This window comes from Methylomonas defluvii (genome assembly GCF_033949435.1).
GTDB classification, from domain to species: domain Bacteria; phylum Pseudomonadota; class Gammaproteobacteria; order Methylococcales; family Methylomonadaceae; genus Methylomonas; species Methylomonas defluvii.
Window position 1 is genome coordinate 52,507 of the sequence record NZ_JAXARY010000023.1, and the last position, 19,689, is coordinate 72,195.

Here is a 19,689-nt window from a genome sequence, read left to right on the forward strand (position 1 = left end):
GTTTTACCAATCGCGCATTCAACCTTAAATTAAGCGATAATTGTTATTCTGTCCGTATGAACAATACGCCCCAGCAATGGTTTTTTACAATCAGAGAAATATATGGCAGCACTAGTAGAAGGCAAAGTAAAGTGGTTCAACGATGAAAAAGGCTTTGGTTTCATTGAACAAGCCGGCGGCAAAGATGTCTTTGTCCACTTTAGTGTGATCCAAGGCAGCGGTCGGAAAAGCCTGAAAGAAGGCCAGCGCGTGACCATGGAAGTGACCGCCGGGCCCAAAGGCCCACAAGCTGAAAACGTGACCCCTTTATAAGCATCTATTCATTGGCTAGCAAAGAGCGAAACCAGACCCGATGTAAATGCTTGTTTTTATTATAAAATTAAGCGGTTAATTTCCATTATTTAACATAACCTATCTTATGCGAAGTAATATCATAACTGGGCTAGGGGGCTCAGCTCAAACCTGCGCAATTTTTTAATCGTATTAAAAACAGTTACATAAAAATGCAAGATGCCAAAATTGCTTGATTAAACACATCCCTACTACTTTCCAGCAAGGTGAAGTTTTCTTTCGCTCGGGTGATGCCCGTGTAGATCAGTTCACGGGTAATAACAGGACTTCTGTTTTCAGGCAGCACCAAGGCAACGTGACTAAACTCCGAGCCTTGGGATTTATGAACCGTGATGGCAAAAGCGGTTTCCACATCCGGCAGCCGCATCGGCGATATCCAGCGTATCTTGATGTCAGCCAAGGGATCGTCGTTTGGAAATGCCACCCTCAGTTTCCCGTTGCTGTCTTTAAGGGCAATGCCGATATCGCCGTTCATCAGGCCCAAATTGTAATCATTCCGAGTCACCATGACGGGACGGCCTTCATACCAAAGGCTGGTTTTTTGTTGTGGAAACAACCAGTCTTCGATGCGCTGATTGAGCTCTTCTATTCCCCACACGCCACGGCGCAGAGCGCAGAGCACCTGAAAGGTATCAAAGGCTACCAGCACTTGTTTAGCCCAGTCATCGTATTGGGTGTTATCGGCAGGACGATTTTCCTCGATCACGGCCAGATAATAGCCATAGCCTTGACGATCATTGGGTTTGCCGTTGTCATTGACGCCGGCATTCAAGGTCACCAGCTTTTTTAACAAGCGGTTTGCCGCATCCGGATTAGGCTGTTCTCTCAGCTTTAAATACTCTGTACGCGGTTCAGGTATTAAATCCGCATAGGTGCTTAGATTATTTAAGACGGCTTGGGCTTGCTCGGCATTCCCTAGATTCACCGCTTTAGCCAGCTGGCCAATACCACTGAGTTCATTAAACCGGTGGCTATACCGAAGCATGATGGTTTGTTGGTTGATCGCCGAACCGGTAACTGTGGGGGCATCTAACAGCTCACCTGCATAATGGTTAATCCATGCCCGTGTCGACTCGTCGTAGGCACTGTTTTCGGCGCCAAAGCATAAATCCCCCATCACAGAACCGGCTTCGACCGACGCCAATTGATCCTTGTCGCCCAGCAATATTAATTGTGCAGTATCCGGTAGCGCATCCAGCAACGAGGCCATCATTTCCAGATCTATCATCGAGCCCTCATCGACAACCACAATATCCGCGACGATGGGATTATCTCGATGATGAATAAATCGCCGAGAGTCGTGCCGGCTTCCTAGCAAGCGATGCAACGTGCTGGCTTTCTTGGGGATGGCTTGTTTGATGTCCTCACTGACGTTTAGATGATCCAGCGCCTTGCCAATGGATTCACTGACCCTAGCGGCCGCTTTGCCGGTGGGTGCGGCTAATAAAATATTCAGCTTTTTCGTGTGGTTTGATTCGTATTGGGCTAGGTTAATCAATAGTGCTAAGAGCTTCGTCAACGTCGTGGTTTTACCGGTACCCGGTCCTCCGGTAACGATGGTAAACCGCGAACGCAAAGCCAACACACAGGCGATTTTTTGCCAATCTGGGATCTTTGAGTTTTCAGCTGTTTCAGGGACAGCAGGAAACAAGTCTGTTAATTGATCGCGCAACGCGACGGGCAAATGCTCTCGGATTGGCTGCAAGCGTTGTTGGATACTCGTATTCAGGGTTTGCTGATAGTGCCAGTAACGCCGTAAATATAAACGCCCCCCTTCCAAAACCAAAGGTGTGCTGCCCTGCCCCAACGCAACCAGCTTCGATTGTTTCAGCGCCGATAGCCAATGGTCTAAATTAAATGCTTGCAGCGCCGATAACTCGCGGTTTGCCAATTCATGCTCGACTTTCCAGGCATCATCGGTCGGAATGGCCAGCGTTAAGCCAGGCTGTTGACAGAGTTTTTCTAAATCCAGATACACTTCACCTCGATCCAGCTGGTGACTGACCAGAGCCCCGGCCCACAGGACGGCATCCCTCGCATTCTGATCCTGATCGAGCAGAAAACGGACGAAAGCTCTGTTCAAGTGGCTTAACCAACCCCGCACTATCCATTGATCCATGTTTTCAAGTACGGATAATCCCTGCGTCATAGTGTGTCTCCATTCAGCGTCGATGCCGAAAACAGTTTATCCAGGCCTTCGATGAGTTCACGCGGCGGTTTAGTCAACAGCCGGCCACCGCTTGGGCTTTGCGATCCACGCAGAAACAAGTAAAGCCCGCCGCCAATATGTTTTTCGTAATCGTACTGTGTACCCAACCGCACCTTCAGCAAACGATGCAACGCCAATAAATAGAGTGAATATTGCAAATCATAGCGTTTTGACAGCATCGCCTGTTCCAGTGCCTGTAGCGTATAACTCGCATCATCATTGCCCAGGCTATTAAACTTGTAATCCACTACGTAATATTGCTGCTTATACACAAACACCAAATCCATAAAGCCTTTTAATAAGCCGTTGACGAATCTTGGCAGCAAACTCGGCCGGGGTTGTCCGGCAAAGGTATGTCGGGTCACCAGCTGGTCTAAGGTTTGAACATTTACGGAGTCTGCCCCCAGCAGAAACTCCATTTCAGCCTGATAGTCATCGGCACCCAGTTGAGCCAAACTCAGGTTTTCACCTTCCAACAAGGGCATGCTTAACCAGACCGATAATGCCGAGGCAATAATCTCATGTTTGTGGGCCCATTCAGTGGCCGAAAAGCCCTTTTGGATTAACTGTAGACCGAGCGCCGGATTGGCCTGCACAGCCGAAAAACCTAATTGAGCGCATTGCTCCAGCAGGTCATGAATCAACACCCCAGGCCCTGAGCCTCTGGCTAAACCGTGGATGCCGGCCAGTGGCTTTAGCATCGGCGCGACATTCAGGTCCGCTTCATCATTTTGTTTATCGTCCCGAGCGTTTTCCAGCTCCTGCGGCAGAGGCGGTTGCTCTTCCTGAATCAACGAGGTCTCTTCAATTTGCAAGGCGCTGTAGCTCGCCACCCACCAATTATTGGCAATTCTGGCGGCGGCGATTCGCGTGGATTCCAGCTGGTCCGTTTGCTGCGGGGCCAGGTAAGGCTCATCGGTGATGGTGGGTAAACCGGTCAACAGGATGGACTCGCAACTGCCTTTCAGGTGCGTCAGTTGTAAACCCAACGCGCCGACGGACAGTCCGGCTTGCCAGTTCAACAGCGAACCCATGGCGGTTTTTTCCAGCTGGCATTCCTTGGTGTTGCCGAATTTAATCGGCGCTATCCCTAACCAGCAGGCATGCTGCGCTCGAGTCATGGCGACATACAGTAAGCGCAAGTCTTCCTGCAGGCGTTCTTCATCGCTTAACGCCCTAATGTCATCCGCCTTCGTCAAATCGATGTTGAGGATTTGCTGTTCATCGTGATAGCGGTAGTGGGTATTGAAACGGCTGTTGATTTCCCGAAAGCTGCATATAAAAGGCAGAAACACCAAGGGATACTCGAGGCCCTTGGATTTATGGATGGTGACGATTTTGATCAGATTGGCATCGCTTTCCAGACGGATAATACCTTCGTCGCCGGATTGACTACTTTCGGCTTCGATAGCCTCCGCCAGATAACGGATTAAAGCCTGCTCGCCTTCGAGCTGGCCGCTGGCTTGTTGCAGAAGCTCCGCCAGATGCAATAGATTAGTGATGCAGCGTTCGCCTTCACTATCCGCGGTGAGCCGCGCATGCAAGCCATAATCGCTCATCAGTTGCCGCAAGGTCGGCAAAATACCATCCTGTTGCCAGCGCGCCTGATAACCCAGGAAACGTTCCAATTGCTCTTCCCAGCCGGGCTCATCTATCGCCAGTTGCTGCAGCGCTTGATAAGACCAACCAAAGGTGGCGGTACTTAACGCGGTGCGCACCTTGCGTTCATTACGCGGTTCGGCGAGCGCTTTCAGCCACAACAACAGGTCTTTCGCCTCACGGCTGGCAAAGATCGAGTCGCGCTCGGACAGATAAACACTACGCAATTGGCGTCTGGCCAGTGCGTTTCGCATCACCTTAGCTTCGGCGCCGCTTCTGACTAAAATCGCAATATCCGAAGGTTGTAAGGACTTTAACTTTTTTGATGATTTAAAACCGGTACGGCCTTGCGTCGCCAAATTCAGCAAGCCCACAATCTCGCTGGCCGTCACTTCGGCCATGGTTTGCCGATATTCCGGCAGTCCCACGGGCTTTAGCTGGCCATCGGCATCGGTGATATCCCAATGCCAGAGCGTTAAGGCCGGCGCCGCCAGATCGTTGATGACCCATTCATCCTCACGGCCCTGGGCGGCCACAGCAGTGAACGGCAAGGGATTATCATTCTCGCGTTTGAACCGAAAGGCCCCGTTGGGCTGCTGATCGGCATATAGAAAGACCTGATTCACCGCGTCCACCAGATGTTGGGTAGAGCGGTAGTTAGTGCCTAGCGTGTAATGCCTCCCCGCCGTATCCTCATGTGCCCTGAGATAGGTATAAATATCGGCGCCCCGGAACGAGTAGATCGCTTGTTTGGGGTCGCCGATCATCAAACAACCCAATTCTGCATCACCCTCTACCGGATACAGGGTGGAAAAGATACGGTATTGCACCGGGTCGGTATCCTGAAACTCATCGATTAAGGCGATGGGGTATTGCTGGCGAATCACGCTTGCCAAGCGCTGACCGTTGTTGCCTTGCAGGGCTTGATCAAGGCGGGTCAGCATGTCATCGAACGTCATCCGCGCCACACGTTGCTTTTCACTGTCGTAACGATTGCGAATCCAGTGGATGGCGTGTTTGATCAGTTCAATTTTTAAGTTCGGTAGCCCAGCCAGTTGCCCCGGCAATTGGCTAATCGCCTCAAAGCCGGGATGCACGGGCGGCGTTTGGCCGGCATTGGCGAGGTTTGCCATACCGGCCGGCGATAGGCTTTTAAACCCCGTTCCGAGTTCAAGCGACGCCTGATTCGGATCAGAACTCCAGGAGATAAGTTTATCGATCCAATTCTGAATGTAATTGGATTTATAGTTTTTACCAGGCAATACTTTGCTTTTAACGGCTGCTTCCAATAGGGATTTAATTTCATTCGCCCATGTCCCCCATGGCTGCTTGAGTGATTGCAAAGCCTCTTGTTTGGCGGTATTGGTTGCTGTCATCAAAGTTTTGATGTCTTGATCGGGCGTTAGGCAGTTCGCGATCGGATCGGCGTTATTTAACAGCGATCGAATTTCCCCGAGTAAGTTATCCGGTTGCTGAAAAAGGCTATAGAGCGCCAGAAAGTCCGGGTCATCGTGCGCCATTTCGTAATAGAACGTGCGCCAATAATCTCTAACGACTTCGTTCAACAGTTCGGTATCGTCGGTATTGACCTCCTGATGAAACAGGCTGCCACTATCGAACGCATGTTGTTGCAACATACGATTACACCAGCTATGGATGGTATAGACAGCCGCTTCGTCCATCCAGTTGGCGGCCAGTTCCAGACGCCGGGCACAGGCTGACCAGAGAGCCGGATCATAATCCGCGCGGATGGCTTCCAGAAAGGCATCGCTTTTCACCGGTTGCTCACGGAAAAAACGCGCGACCTGGCTAAGACGTTCTCGAATCCGTTCGCGCAACTCTTTAGTCGAAGCTTCGGTAAACGTGACCACCAGAATTTCCGGTGGCAATAACTCACGCCTTGGAAGCGAGTCGTCGGGTTGATGCCCCAGTATCAAGCGCACATAAAGTGCCGCAATGGTATAAGTCTTACCCGTCCCGGCGCTGGCCTCAATCAAGCGGGTCCCGGACAAGGGAAACGTCACCGGATTTAACGCAATAGCCGTACTCATTCTGACGCTCCCTGTGCGATTTCGGTTTGCTGGATTTGATTAAAGGCCGGTTGATACAGCGTTTCCACCCAATATTGAAAAGCCTTGTCTTGATCGGTGTTTTGACCCGACTTTTGAGCGGTTTCCTGAGGGCTTTGGTTTAAACTGGCAAAATCCGGAAAGAATCGTGTCAGATAGGCATCATAATCTACCTCCCCTGGCGTCCAATCATCCCCTTGGTATCGGCTGATGGCTTTTTCCAGGGCTTTATCCTGATCACTGTTGGCAGCGGCGGCCAGCCAGGCAAAAGCGGTTTTGCAGGCCACCGGCAACGGGGCTTGCATGCCTTGGTGATACGCTTCGACCAGGGATTGCAGGTGCGCATAAGCTTCGGCTTGATCAATGGCGGGGATTTCAATCACCGTATCGGCGGCAATCACCAGCGTCTGTACCGGTAAATGATCGGCACACGCCGCCAGATGCTGCACCCAATGTAATAACAAATTGGGGTATTTGAGGGTCTTGTCTTTATTGATCAAGCGCTGAGCGGTCAAATAAATCAAGCCATCCCCCTGCTGATCGCTGCTACGCCGTAACTGGCTCAAATCACCCGTCAACTGTACCGTCACCCCATCGGTCAGGGTAAAGAGCGGCAAATGGGTGGCATGAGCTTCGAGTTCGCTGGACCAGATGGGCAGTATTGCTTGGTACTGCTGCCAGGCCAATTTGACCGGTTCGCTGATGGCGTCATAGGTGGCCTGAGCAAATCCGCCTAAAGGCAGCAGGCCCTGCTGGGCCATGGCGGATTGTTGCTGGGTAAAAAACGCCGCGGTGTCATCGAGATCGGCGCCGTTCGCCTGTTCGCTGTTTAAGCGTTGCAGCAAGGCTTCACTCAATACATAGGCTTGCAACGCGTCAAAGCCAAACGGTTCATGATCTTCGCTGGTGACCGTTTCCTCATCGAAGCCAAACTTCAGGGTATGATTGCAGAAGGCTTTGACTGGGGCTTTTAAAAAGCGGGCCAGCGACTCCAGAGAAAGCGTGAACCCTTTTGCTTCCAGATTGGGTACGGATCGCTCGGATAAATGTCTATCCGTTGCCGGCTCATACCATTCCCGCGCATAGGTAAACAGCCGCGGATCACGATTTTGCAGCACATAGGCCAAACTAAACGGTTGCAGTGGATGTTCGACGGTCAAGGACGCCAGTAAGGAAACCTCATCCGCAAGCCGCCATCCCTGAGCTAACACTTCGCGTAATTGACTGATCAACACCGAAGGCGGTCGCTCGCTGTTATCGCGGATGCTGCGCCCTACCCAGCTGATATACAACTGCTGTCTCGCCGACAATAAGGCCTCCAGAAACAGGTACTGATCGTCCTGCCGGCGCGAACGGTCGCCGGGACGATATTGGCCTCGTTGGCTCATCAGATCAAAGCTGGGTGCTTGTTGATTGCGCGGATAGTCGCCGTCGTTCATGCCCAACAGGCAAATCAGCCGGAATGGAATAGCGCGCATCGGCATCAAGGTACAGAAATTGACGCGGCCGCTGAGGAAACGTTGCTGCAAGGACGGTTCATCCACGCTGGAGAGCCAGGCCTCACGCACCACATTAATCGGCATCGTATCCGTTTCCGTTAAACCTGCTTGCTCGCAGGACTGGCCCCACTTAGCTAAGGAACTGGTCAGCGTTTCCAAGGTTTTTCGTTCCTGGTCGTTGCTGACGCTAAAAAAGTCGTCCAGCAGTGCTAACAGGGTCCGTTGCCAATCTTTGGTATTTTGTTCACGCTTGAGTAACAAGGCGAATTTCTCAAGTGTCTCCAACAGAAAGGACAAATCGCCCACCCATTGCGCCTCCAGCCCACCAATTTCGGGATAAGGCTCGATCTGTGCAAAGGCTTCGCCGGCACCCACCGCATAACCTAATAACATTCGGCGTAAACCAAACTGCCAGGTATTGGCCTCCAGATGGGACGGCATACTCACCGCCTGGGTACGTTGTTCGGCATTTAAGCCCCAACGAATGCCGGCTTCTTCAATCCATTGGTGTAATTTGGGAATAGCCGCTTCATCGATAGTAAAACGTGCCCGCAGTGCCGGCACTTCCAGTAAGCCCAGAAACTCGCTGACGGCAAAACGCGATTCCGGTAAATTCAGTAAGGCCTCGACGGCCACCAGCATGGGGTTTTGACCGCGTTGCTGTTGGTCGGCCAAACTGTAGGGAATATAGCGCGGATCATCCGCTTGAATCTGGCCAAACACCGCGCGGATATGCGGCGCATATTGATTGATGTCCGGCACCATCACAATCACATCGCGCGGGTAAAGCGGTTCCCGGTTTTGTTTGGCGGCGGCAAAACGGGCGAGCAATTGATCGTGCAAAATTTCGACTTCCCGCTGCGCGCTATGGGCAATATGAAAGGCGATGGAATCATCCGCTGCGGGTAGGAGCATGGGCTCTTCCGGCAAAGGCTCCAGATCAAGAATGGACTGCTGGAGATGTTGCAATAAGCTGCGTTGACCGAGTTCCCCATAGTCTTTGAATAGATCGATTTTGTTCTGCGGCCAATGCCAGTGCTCATAGTGCTGGGTTTCATCAAAATGGTCCAGCAAGCGAATGTAATCACGGCCCTGTTTACCCCAGGCGGCCAATAACGGCGGCGCATGAAGGTGCAGTTCTTCGGCGGTCAATGAGGAGGTCATCCCCGCTTTATAGGACTGCCGCCGCCGCTCGGCTTTGAGAAGTTCCTTGTCTTCGATAATATCGGCCCAGTAGTGCTGGCAAGGGTTATGGACAAATAAGACAATCTGACAAAACTTGCCCAGCTTGGCCAACACTTCAAGCGATTGTTGCGGCAGGGACGACAACCCAAACAAAATAATCCGCCGAGGAATCCCCGCTGGACGTTGATCCAGCGTGTCGATATGCGTCATAAACTGGGCATGCACCGATGCTCGACTGGCGAACTGCATCGACGCCTCGCCCAAATCCTCAAGCACCGCCCGCCATAAAAGGGCTTGCCAGTGCTGTTGTTCGGGCAGAGGCTTGATCTCACCGTGGGCGTTGCGCAACACATCATTCCCTTCGGCCCAATCCGAAATCCAGTCCGAACGGTACACCTGATATTGGTCGAACAGATCTGCGAGTTGTTCGGCCAATTGATAGCGTTTACGGCTGTTGCTGTCATCCGCCAAAAAGCCGGCCAGGGTTTCAAAACCAGATTGAGTGATCAGCTTGGGCAACAAACGATACAAACGCCAAATCAGCGGGGCTTTGGCCAGGAGTTGCTCTTTGGGAATTTGCTCGCCCAATACCGCACGATAGGCACTCCAGATGAACAACGAGGGCAATTGCACTTTAGTCGCGGCGACAATGCCTAATAAGGCGTTTTGGGCCAAGTTTTGTTTCAACCACTGCCCCATGCCATTGCTCTGCACCAGGAAAATCTCGTTTTCCAAGGGGGCTAGCGGGTGTTGGCGTAGCCAATATTCCAGGACATCCCGGAGTTCTTCCAGTTGATTGGAATGAATCACGGCAATACCGCTATCCAGTGGGCTGGTGTGATTTGATGCGGTCATTATATGTTGCCCTATGATTTTAGTGATCGACTCGGTGCATCTCGCCAAGGATCAGCTTGGCTACTGTCACCCCTCCCCCTAGCCTGTGGATCGGTGCGTCTAGCGTTTTTGGGTTGACTTTAATCCGGCATTTCATAACCTGGCGCCAGTAGTGCAGTGGAAACGCCATATAACGCGAGATGATTTTTAAGCCAAAGTCGGTATTCCTTTCCTTTTAGCTTATGATCGGCTGAACAATCAACGATCCATTGGCGAAGTACATACCCGGCGACTGCCGCTCTCAATTTAAGGTGCAATACACCGTTTGTCATGCCGTAATCGCACTCAATAATTTCAGGGTGTTCCTGATTGGGGTGTGGTACCAAATCTAATTCAACAATGCGATTCCACTGGATATCGGCAGAGGGTAGCTCATCACTCTGAACAGTGCTGTCTTCAATGAACTGGCTTTTCCGGACCCGAGTGAAAACGAAATCACGAAATTCGTTTGATTTTCGATCAAAAGCACGAACGTGCCAACGCAGCCCATCGTTGACCAGGGCAAACGGGGCAATCTCACGGGTTGATGCTCCGCTTGAATGCGATGAATACTCGATGCTCACTATTTTTTGTTGATGAATGGCTCGAGTAATGGGCGCAAGAATCGCCATTGTCGGCTGGTTTAAGATTCTGGGTAATTCACAGGACAGCAAAGATCCGCCGCCGCCACTAATGCCGTCACCGAATCCCTGAGAAAGAGCAGTCAAGACTCGTTCGGGTACATGATTAAAGGCTGGTACGAAGCCCTTCCCTATCACATAGTATTTTGCTTTGTTATCAAAGCTAATGTTGTCAGGAAAGATTTCTCGGTATTGGGCAAAATCCCTTGTCGCAACTGCCGGGGCGACTCCGAAGCGCTGAATCAAATCCTGTCGCCCTACATCCCCGAGAAAATACAACCGAAACTCAATGAAGATGAGCCGCTCCCGTTGGGCATGACTAAGCGTATCAATGGTGTCTGGATAAGGGGCAATGGTATTCATGGAGGGGTATTCTATAGATCTGGCAGGACAAAGCAACTTATTGAGCAATTGACATAATCAAAACGATTATGTATTATAAATACGTAGATCATTACTTATACCCAATGGAGGTCGCATGGCTACAAATCCACCGAAAGGCGATGGGCATCGCAATGGCGCAGTAAGGGATCGTTCACAAACTCAAACTCCATCAGGACATTGGGTTAAGCGCGATACCGATACGGGACGATTCATGGATGTTAAATCCGACGGAAAGCCCTTTAAAGGTGTAACGAAAGAAAAGTAAATCACGAGCGGCTTCTGTATTTTTTACTTAATCGACAGAAGCCGCTTTCTTAAATGACATCATCAAACTTATCGGATAAATATTATGGGTCGCAGAAAAAGACAATCTACTACTGAGGATGCGTTAGAGCTTTTATTTGAATTGACCGGTTTGTATTGGCAAATCGGTGCGATTGCCAGCGTCATTCTGACACTTGTTTCATTCAATACTTATACCTGGGTCGATGAACAATATGTTAAAGCACTGTCATCACCCTTTTTAGGACAACTTGCTTACAGCTATGGCTGGGTAATTTATTTACTACCTTTAATTATTCTTGGTCTAGCAATGATGTGTTGTATGAAATCTTACGATTCCTACCTTAGAGGTCATTTTTAAGGCTGGCTGTCAAATAACGTTTCTCGGACATTCGCTTAATTAGCTGCTTTTGAACGTTCACAGCGTTGTCCGGTTGAGAATTTGGCTACTTTGGGAGCATTTTTGTTAACCAGCCCTCTTGAAGTAGGGTAAATGCGCACCACCTTGGAAGCAAAGCTGAGTGTTCTGGTAATTTTGCAAACATATTCGCCCTCATCGCAGCAAGGAGGCCGGCCCGTTCCCGGTCGTTTAGAACAACACCAGGCCCACGGGGATAAACAATGGCTCTAACCAACACCGAGCTTCGTTACTACGACAGTAACGTGCTCCGCCTATCGGCGGATAAGCGCAAAGAATACCATGCCCAGGTCGATCGACTGATCGACGCACTCCGTAAGAGTGTTAGGGACAAGACCGAGATCAAGATCACCAAAGTCGTGAAGGCTGGGTCCTTCGCAAAATACACGATTTTGAGGAAGACCACCTACGATCCAGTCGATGTCGATGTAGTCTTCTACATTTCCGGGCGCGATGCAAACAAGGAAACTTTCGATAGTCTCAGCGCGATGATCTACGATCTCCTGATCAAAATCTATCCGACCAAGTCAGTTGAGGATTTCGAAATCCAGCGCAAAGCCGCGACTGTGACTTTCGTCGGAACGGGATTGAGCGTCGATATCGTGCCAGTGATCGAGGACGAATCCCGACCGGGCTATGGCTGGCAATACGACATCCATGATGGCTCGAAAATCCAGACGTGCGCGCCCTGCCAGATCCAGTTTGTACAGGACCGCAAGAACCAGGATGGCGATTTCCGCACTTTGGTCCGGATGGCGAAGAAGTGGCGAAACTACGCAGAGGTTAAACCGCTCAAATCTTTCGCCATCGAGTTGATCATGGCGCATGTGCTCGCCTCGCAGGGAAAAGACGGCAGCATCGAGCAGCGCTTCCGTAACTTTCTCCTTTATATCGCGCAATCGGGCCTAAAAGATCAAATCAGCTTCCCCGAAAACACAACTCCATTCGGAGTTTTTTCTGATCCGGTCGTGATCCTTGATCCGGTTTATAGTCTCAACAATGTTACAAGCCGGATTTCTGAGGCGGAGCGGCAAGAGATCGTCGCAGCTGCCCAGGAAGCTTGGGAAACGGCTAACTTTGCATCGGTTGAGAACGACAATTCGGTCTGGAAGGAGATTTTCGGTCCAGGCTTCAAGGTGGAGGATTGAGATGAGTCAGACACGAACCGCCTCAACGACCTACACCACGACGGACATTGAGAACGTTGTCCGGCGTATGAAAGCCGACCTTGCTATGATCGCAGACAGCACGGGGGCGTGGACGGCACAGCAAGCTGCGGACTATGCCTACGATATCGAGGTGCTCGCGAAGGCCGGCTATCTCGCATGGCTGGATATAACTCTCTTGCAGTCTGGTATCGAATTGAAAGCCGTACGTTTCAATGTTGATACTGATGCAGGAGCTTTGACCACGAGCCGTCCCGGCGGCGTATTGTGGCCACGTGTGTCGGGTGCAAACCTCCGTATCGTAATCAGCTACACCGACGCCTATACGAGCGAAGCCCAAGAGGCGACTCGGAAAAAGTTGAAAATCGGCTGGACCACATCCTACGACGATACCAGTCATTCGAGACTCAACTCCTCGGGTGGACGCAACTATGTGAGCAATGCCTATGGCATGCTAAGAAAGGATTGGGCAGCATGAACCAAGCAAATATCTTTGATAGCGAAACGCCACTGCCGAATGATCCTTTGGCTCGACGGGAAAAGACCTTACTTGGTTTCGACAGCCGCTATGCCCGTGTTCACGACCAACTTCGCCTGCTGTTGAATGTCGGTGCGCTAAGCGATTGGAACCGAAAAAATCACGGCGGTAAGCTAGCGATTTGCGATCTTGTCGCCGAACAGTATCCACTTGTCATCTTTCATGGCGATGTCGGCACCGGCAAAACGGCGATGGCAGAGTGTATCGCGAATCGGCTGGTGGCGGAGACGAGAAGCTCAGAATCAATTCTGTTCAAGCTCTCCAATCGTGTTCGTGGCAGCGGTATGGTTGGCGAAATGGGAACGTTACTCACCGAAGCGTTCCAAAGAATTACGAAATCAGTGGGAAAAACCCGCAGAGCGATCCTCATTATAGATGAGGGCGACAGCCTAGGTGCTTCTAGGGCTCAAGCCCATAGCCACCATGAAGATAAGGTGGCAGTAAACACGCTGATCCAGGGTGTAGACGACCTTAGGCAATATGGAGGCCGGATTGTCGTTATTCTCTGCACAAATCGACTTTCCGTTCTTGATGCAGCGCTACGCCGTCGTGCCGCGATTATTGAAGAATTCAAGCGGCCTTCAGATGATGAACGCCAGCAGCTTTTTCAAATGGACCTCGAAGGGCTCAACCTTTCACTGGCCCAGATTGGCGAATTAGTTCGTGCAACCGGTGCACATCAACCACACCCCTCTTGGACCTATTCTGACATTCGGACCAGGTTGTATCCCGCCGCACTCGCAAAAGCTTATCCCAATCGGGCACTCCAGTTTGACGATCTACTCTCAACGACAACCACGCTCCAGGCGTCTCCCATCATGGAGGATCGGTGATGGCAAAATCCCCCCTATTCGGACGACGAATCCACATCTCAGGTAGCGTTGTGAATGACCTGACGATCGCCCCGACTAATGACGTCGAAGACGCACGTACTCTCGTTGGATGTTTGGTCAAAGAACTTGTCAAGCGAGGAGCGAACTTCGTCATTCCTGTAGACGCTGAGCCGCTACGCAAGGTTGACGAGTTACCGGTTTGCTTCGACTGGCTTGTTTGGAAGGCTGTGAGGGACAACCTCGCTTTTCGGCCTCCCAATGCTCCAGGACCGCTTGCCGTAGCGGTTCAGCATCATAAGACAGAAGAACAAATCCCCGAAGCATTTGTTGATATGTGGGATGAGTTACGCACCACTCAACTGGTTAAGATTGAGAGCGCCGCACAATGGAACATGAACAGCAAACGCATGGAGGTGCAGGCGCGTTATGGCGATATTCTCATCACTTTAGGCGGAGATGAAGGGGTTCTATATTTAGCAAACCTTTATCACGATGCCGGCAAGCACATTGTGCCGCTCAATCTTCCTCTTTGCTCTGAAAGCAAGGGTTCTCGGCGGCTCTATAACTTCGGTTTGGCTAGCTCCCAAACCCGTCGCATGTTCCAGATCGCAGACGACGGAGACGCCCATGATTGGATTAATCGAATTAGTTTCCCTAAGCGGCAATCGATTATTGATCGTGTGTCGGCGCTGGTGGAGCTACTTGAAGCGTTGGAACGCCCTAAAGCCTTTGCGGTGCGCCTGCTAAATCCCGACCATGACGATTATGACGACGTACAAAACTTCTTCGACGTTGTGGCTAAGCCTGTGCTTGAAGACGAATTTGGTTATCGCCTGATTGTTATCGATGGACGGCAGACCTATGAGCACGCGCGAATTGATCAGGAAATATTTGCCAAACTACATCGTAGTAGTATGGTTCTGGCCGATATCACCGGAGCACGCCCAAATTGCTTTCTGGAATTGGGCTATGCGCTTGGACGAGGTCTGCCCACAATGGTTACTGCAAGAGATGGAGCGGACTTGCCTTTCGACATCACGACCTTCGCCGGTCATCACTGGAAAATCGACGGCAGTGCGGATGATCGCAGAAGAGCTTTTAGGGAACACTGGTACGCCATTCGCAACCGCCCTACGATTGTTCCCACGGAGCCACTGATTTTATGAGCGACAAGCGCGAGGTGTTTGTGTCAGTCGATGTAGAGACGTCTGGACCGATCCCCGGCGAGTTCAGCCTACTCTCTATCGGAGCATGCAGTGTTTTCAATCCAGAAAAGACGTTTACTTGCAAACTAAAACCTATCACTAGTGCCTTCGATCCGAAGGCGTTGGAGGTGGCAGGGCTTTCGATGGAAGAGCTAGCGAAGCTTGGACTTGAGCCACCATCGGCGATGAGTGGCTTCTCTCAATGGTTGGATAGTTTGATTGAGCGCGATGACTCTATCGTTTTTGTCGGCTTCAACGCGCCTTTCGACTGGTCGTTCGTTAACTATTATTTTCACCGCTTTTTGGGCGAAAATCCATTCGGTTTCACGGCACTCGATATCAAGGCGCTATATATGGGAGCAACCGGTTGTTCTTGGCACGATACGCGGTCCAGTAAGATCGCAGAGCACCTGAAGCCGACGCTGACTGGTACGCACGATGCACTGCGCGATGCCCAATACCAGGCAGAGATTTTTCGATTGATTTGGTGTAATTTTATTGCTATTCACCGAGACTGAGAAAATTCTCTATTGGGATGCTGTTGCATTGGCCTGTTCCTTGATACTTTTAACCTTCAAGTCAGCCAATGCCTTAATGCTTTGCTGCTGTTGATCGATGATATCTATCGTCAGGCGTAATATGTTGCGAGGACGATACTTGGAATCTATTCAAAGAAAAGCATCCGAAATCCCTGTAGCAAGATTGGCGAAGAAAGTCCGAAGCGCACCCGACTTGGAAATCAGGCGGCTCTCGATCTGGATACCGACGATTTTCACCGCCTCCACGTTGGCCTGCTCAAAAACTATGCACGTACCAGCGGACTGAGGTGCGTCTCTAGGTTGGGCAGGATACGCGAGTACCACCAAGTTGCAGCCTGTGGCCCGGGAAAATGCCAGAGCCTCGTAGATCTCAGCCTCTGTGATGCGAAGATGCCCCTTCTCCACGTGGCCCTTGTACTTGGCATCCAGCAGCATCCTGGGCCTTGTGCCCTCGGGCTCAATCACGCAGTCCGGGTACACCGAAAGCTTGCTCACAGCACCTGTGCTGATCTTGGTCTTGGTGCCCAAAGGGTAGCCACGCTGGGGCACTACGGTTCTGCGTCCAAAGCCCAATCGTGCAGCCACCGTTAAAAGGTCTTCCCACACCCGCCAAGTATCTACCAAGTAGCCAGGTGCATGTGCTTGACCCTGTTTGTGGTTGAGGCCCAAGCCGCCAAGCACATCAATAGACAGCTCGTGCAACTTAAGCGCCCAGCCCCACCATATCGTTGGCCAGTTGCCCTATGATTTAATCAGTGTTACTGAACGGTAGTAACTCGTCGATGCGGCTGTTGGGCCAGGTGGGGAGTTTTTCCAGAGTGTCTTTTAGCCAGGCGGCCGGATCGAGGCCATTGAGTTTGGCGGTGCCTAGCAGGGTTTGAATGACGGCGGCTCGTTGGCCTGCCCGTTCCGACCCAGCGAACAGCCAATTCTTTTTGCCCAAGGTTATGGGGCGAATGCTGTTCTCGACCTCTGGCTTCGGCGGTGCCATCCTCGCCATCGGCACAGACATCAGGCTTGTAAGGACGCTATTCTCCGGGAACCAGGCACGGGTTGGAGGCGCTGTCTGCTCCTGGGGCCAACCCGTCAAGAACAATATCTGGAGTACGCAGGCCAACGCCAACACTTCCACTGCCCTATCGTTGTCGCGTGTGCGCTTCCGTCAGAACACCGCGCAGTTCGGGGGAGGAGCGGTTGCTTGGTCAGGAGCAATCGTAGGCGACTCGGCGCTCTTCGCGCAGAACCATGCTGACGCCGGTGCGGCGATCGCGCATTGGAGTGCCATTAAGCTGCCACCCCACTTCCAATCGGCCTTCTCGGAGCTTATTGCGATGACGACGGAGCTGCCTCAATCACTCGGACTTGCACGAGGTGTCTTCGTTGAGAATCAAGCGCGCGCTGAAGCCCCCGCCATCCTGGGGGGAGCTGCAAAGGTCGCACTAGGAAACGCCCTCATGGTACGTAATACTTTGTCCGCACAAAGTGGGCAGGCCGCTACGATCGAGGGGGACGACCTCGAGCTGGCCAACTCCTCGATTGTTGACAACGCCACGGGTGGCATAAAGTTGCCGACCACCGGACAGCAGGCCCGAGTCGTCAATATGTAGTGGTCAACTTTTTTCGGACACGCCAATAGGTTGTTGCGCTGCCATTTTCAATTCATAGGCATTGGGAGGCAGGTAGCCCAATGACGAATGCAAGCGCCGACTGTTGTAGAAGTTGACGATGTAGTCTGTCACGTCACGGATGGCCTCGGCGTGGTTGGCATACTGGCGACGCCAGACACGTTCCATTTTTAGATTCAGAAAGAATCGCTCCATCACCGCATTGTCCCAACAGTTGCCTTTACGGCTCATACTGCCTTGCAAGCCATGGCGCGCCAGTAGCTCCCGGTATTCGTGACTGGCGTATTGACTGCCCCGATCGGAGTGTACGATCAGGCCCGGCGGTGGTCTTCGCTGGGCTATGGCAATCTGCAAGGCGGTGCAGACCAATTCCGCCGGCATATTGGGCGCCATGGCCCAACCGACGATTTTTCGCGAATACAGATCCAGCACCACGGCAAGATACAGCCAGCCGCTCAGCGTGCGAATATACGGGTGAGTAGACCGAGGGAATTTCACCCTCAGCCCCTCGCAGAACCGGACGTGAACCTCTCAGCTCATCCGGCTCCCATCATCCAGCCATCGGGGCATAGCCCGCCTCCCAATGTACGAATGCGTGTGGCAAACTTGCTGCGAGCTGCCCCAGCGTTCGCCAGGCTCGGGTTTTATGCCGAGCCAGTCGCTTGCTTTTACGCATCAACCAGCGCACCAGGTAAGCATTCAGGTGCCGCCAAATAGAGGCCATGGCCGAACCATAAAATCGACCGTAATAACCCTGCCATCCTCGAAGAACCGGATTGAACATCAGAGACAGATCCCGCAATGTCTTGTCGCATTTCAGCTGCAGATGCCATCCCCGTATGGTTTGCCGCATGGCTTTGAGTGCCTCACGACTGACCGCAGGCGCGAAGTTCACATACACGCGGCCATACTTGTCTACCGCTTTACGCGGCCTGAAGGTATAGCCGAGAAACGTAAACGCCGTAATCGGATAGTTTTCCTGTCGGTTAATGTCCTTGCAGTACACGATCCGTGTCTTATCGGGATGCAGTTCTAAGCCACATTCCCGAAAGCGCTCGGCGACTTTCCGCAACGCCAACTGAGCTTGCACTAAGCTCTTGCAATGAATCACGCCATCATCGGCATAGCGGCAGAATCGCACGCTACACAAATGTTCGCTAATCCACCGGTCGAAGGCATAGTGTAAGAACAGATTAGCCAACAACGGACTGACGACACCGCCTTGCGGCGTGCCTTTGGTACGTTCGATTCGTTGACCTTCCGCCGTTATCAGCGGCGCTTTAAGCCACCGCTCGATGTACAGCAACACCCAGGAAATCTGACAATGTTTACGCACTGCGCGCATCAATAGTTCATGATCGATGTTGTCAAACAAGCCCTTGATGTCAAACTCAACCACCCAGTCATAGTCCCAACAACGTCGCCGGACTAAAGCAATGGCGTCGTGAGCGGAACGACCTGGCCGATACCCATAAGAATTACGATGAAACACCGACTCGAGTTTCGGCTCCAGCACTCGTTTTACCACGGTTTGCGCCACGCGATCCGCAACGGTTGGAATCCCCAGCAAGCGTGTTCCTCCTGATTTCTTCGGGATCGGCACGCCTTTGACCGGCGGCGGAAAATAACTGCCGGAGCAAAGCCGATTCCAAAGTTTGTAGAGGTTGTCTCCCAATCGTTGTTCGAAGATTTCGATAGTTTCCCGGTCGATGCCGGCTGATCCTCCATTAGCTTTCACACATTGATAAGCTTCCCAAACCCATGATTTGGGAATGTCATATGGCTTGTTCATGACACTAAGCTCCTCCTGCTAACGCAGTTGGCCCAGCCCCATGACCGGATGACGCGACTCCTTCGCTCCACCGCCATTACAGCGGCTTCAACACTACTACAAGTCGCTCCGTCCCTTGACGGCACATTGGTAATATCGGCCTTGCCTTTCGAGCTTGTGCCTTTCCCTTTGCATTGCCATCGAAGGTTCCCGCAGTTCAACGTAAGAGCCCGGATCACGCTCGCGCTGCCTCTATGCCGGACACCGCAAAGGCCGTAAGCAGGTTTCGCCTTTACTGATCCCGGAGCAACATCACTCCCCGGTTTTGATGTCATCTGAGTGGTTTCGACACTTGAACGGCAGTTCACGGTTGTTCGCCTTCGTTAATCCATACCTGACGCCTCAAGACGCCTTTTCCGTAACGCTCACGACCCGCGCTTTTGACGCACGCCGCTTACGGTGGTTTGCCACCTACTCCTGCAAGCCGATGGCGAGGGACCTA

Annotated in this window: 15 protein-coding genes and 2 pseudogenes; 8 read left to right on the forward strand and 9 right to left on the reverse strand. The window is 51.8% G+C overall.

The annotated features are described in order from the left end of the window. Nucleotides 1-102 precede the first annotated feature (102 nt). Nucleotides 103-312 (forward strand): cold-shock protein, encoded by a 210-nt coding sequence (locus QLH52_RS20085; protein WP_196433872.1) that lies wholly within the window; start codon nt 103-105, stop codon nt 310-312. Nucleotides 313-493: 181 nt separating this feature from the next. Here QLH52_RS20085 and recD read toward each other — a convergent pair whose 3' ends face one another. The 4 genes from recD to QLH52_RS20105 all read right to left on the reverse strand — a co-directional run bounded on the left by recD (nt 494) and on the right by QLH52_RS20105 (nt 10,789). After that, the gene (recD, locus tag QLH52_RS20090; protein WP_319962720.1) at nt 494-2,500 is read right to left on the reverse strand and encodes an exodeoxyribonuclease V subunit alpha; all 2,007 of its coding nucleotides are present in this window, start codon (nt 2,498-2,500) and stop codon (nt 494-496) included. Next, complete coding sequence (recB, locus tag QLH52_RS20095; RefSeq protein ID WP_319962721.1) at nt 2,497-6,210, reverse strand: exodeoxyribonuclease V subunit beta; 3,714 nt, start codon at nt 6,208-6,210, stop codon at nt 2,497-2,499. The genes recD and recB overlap by 4 nt, the downstream gene beginning before the upstream one ends. Next, a complete protein-coding gene (gene recC / locus QLH52_RS20100) occupies nt 6,207-9,767 on the reverse strand; it encodes an exodeoxyribonuclease V subunit gamma (protein ID WP_319962722.1) in 3,561 nt (1,186 codons plus the stop codon). The genes recB and recC overlap by 4 nt, the downstream gene beginning before the upstream one ends. A 119-nt stretch (nt 9,768-9,886) precedes the next feature. Next, nucleotides 9,887-10,789: a WYL domain-containing transcriptional regulator gene (locus tag QLH52_RS20105; protein ID WP_319962723.1), complete on the reverse strand. Its 903-nt coding sequence runs from the start codon at nt 10,787-10,789 to the stop codon at nt 9,887-9,889. Between the two features lie 115 nt (nt 10,790-10,904). Between QLH52_RS20105 and QLH52_RS20110 the strand changes: the two genes are divergently transcribed. The 7 genes from QLH52_RS20110 to QLH52_RS20140 all read left to right on the forward strand — a co-directional run bounded on the left by QLH52_RS20110 (nt 10,905) and on the right by QLH52_RS20140 (nt 15,770). After that, entirely contained in the window at nt 10,905-11,075 is a 171-nt protein-coding gene (locus QLH52_RS20110) for a hypothetical protein (RefSeq protein WP_319962724.1), read from the forward strand. An 84-nt stretch (nt 11,076-11,159) separates the two neighbouring features. Next, on the forward strand, nt 11,160-11,453 hold the full coding sequence (locus QLH52_RS20115) for a hypothetical protein (protein WP_319962725.1): 294 nt from the start codon (nt 11,160-11,162) through the stop codon (nt 11,451-11,453). Between the two features lie 260 nt (nt 11,454-11,713). Continuing rightward, entirely contained in the window at nt 11,714-12,658 is a 945-nt protein-coding gene (locus tag QLH52_RS20120) for a CBASS oligonucleotide cyclase (protein ID WP_319962726.1), read from the forward strand. Nucleotide 12,659: 1 nt separating this feature from the next. Further along, complete coding sequence (locus QLH52_RS20125; protein WP_319962727.1) at nt 12,660-13,154, forward strand: HORMA-1 domain-containing protein; 495 nt, start codon at nt 12,660-12,662, stop codon at nt 13,152-13,154. Then, entirely contained in the window at nt 13,151-14,047 is an 897-nt protein-coding gene (locus tag QLH52_RS20130; protein WP_319962728.1) for an ATP-binding protein, read from the forward strand. Before QLH52_RS20125 ends, QLH52_RS20130 begins: the two co-directional genes overlap by 4 nt. Continuing rightward, on the forward strand, nt 14,047-15,213 hold the full coding sequence (locus QLH52_RS20135) for a hypothetical protein (protein ID WP_319962729.1): 1,167 nt from the start codon (nt 14,047-14,049) through the stop codon (nt 15,211-15,213). Before QLH52_RS20130 ends, QLH52_RS20135 begins: the two co-directional genes overlap by 1 nt. After that, nucleotides 15,210-15,770, forward strand: a complete 561-nt coding sequence (locus tag QLH52_RS20140) for a 3'-5' exonuclease (RefSeq protein ID WP_319962730.1) — start codon at nt 15,210-15,212, stop codon at nt 15,768-15,770. The genes QLH52_RS20135 and QLH52_RS20140 overlap by 4 nt, the downstream gene beginning before the upstream one ends. Before the next feature lie 9 nt (nt 15,771-15,779). Here the strand turns inward: QLH52_RS20140 and QLH52_RS20145 are convergent, their stop codons facing one another. From QLH52_RS20145 to ltrA, 5 genes and pseudogenes are all read right to left on the reverse strand, one after another. Next, nucleotides 15,780-15,920 (reverse strand): hypothetical protein, encoded by a 141-nt coding sequence (locus QLH52_RS20145; RefSeq protein ID WP_319962747.1) that lies wholly within the window; start codon nt 15,918-15,920, stop codon nt 15,780-15,782. Further along, nucleotides 15,921-16,493: a 5-methylcytosine restriction system specificity protein McrC gene (locus QLH52_RS20150; protein WP_319962731.1), complete on the reverse strand. Its 573-nt coding sequence runs from the start codon at nt 16,491-16,493 to the stop codon at nt 15,921-15,923. 46 nt (nt 16,494-16,539) lie between these two features. Continuing rightward, a pseudogene (locus tag QLH52_RS20155) lies at nt 16,540-16,761 on the reverse strand (transposase domain-containing protein); the annotation flags it as partial. 640 nt (nt 16,762-17,401) lie between these two features. After that, nucleotides 17,402-17,887: pseudogene (locus tag QLH52_RS20160) on the reverse strand (IS3 family transposase); the annotation flags it as partial. A 79-nt stretch (nt 17,888-17,966) separates the two neighbouring features. Further along, a complete protein-coding gene (gene ltrA / locus QLH52_RS20165; protein ID WP_064020946.1) occupies nt 17,967-19,208 on the reverse strand; it encodes a group II intron reverse transcriptase/maturase in 1,242 nt (413 codons plus the stop codon). Nucleotides 19,209-19,689: the final 481 nt, after the last annotated feature.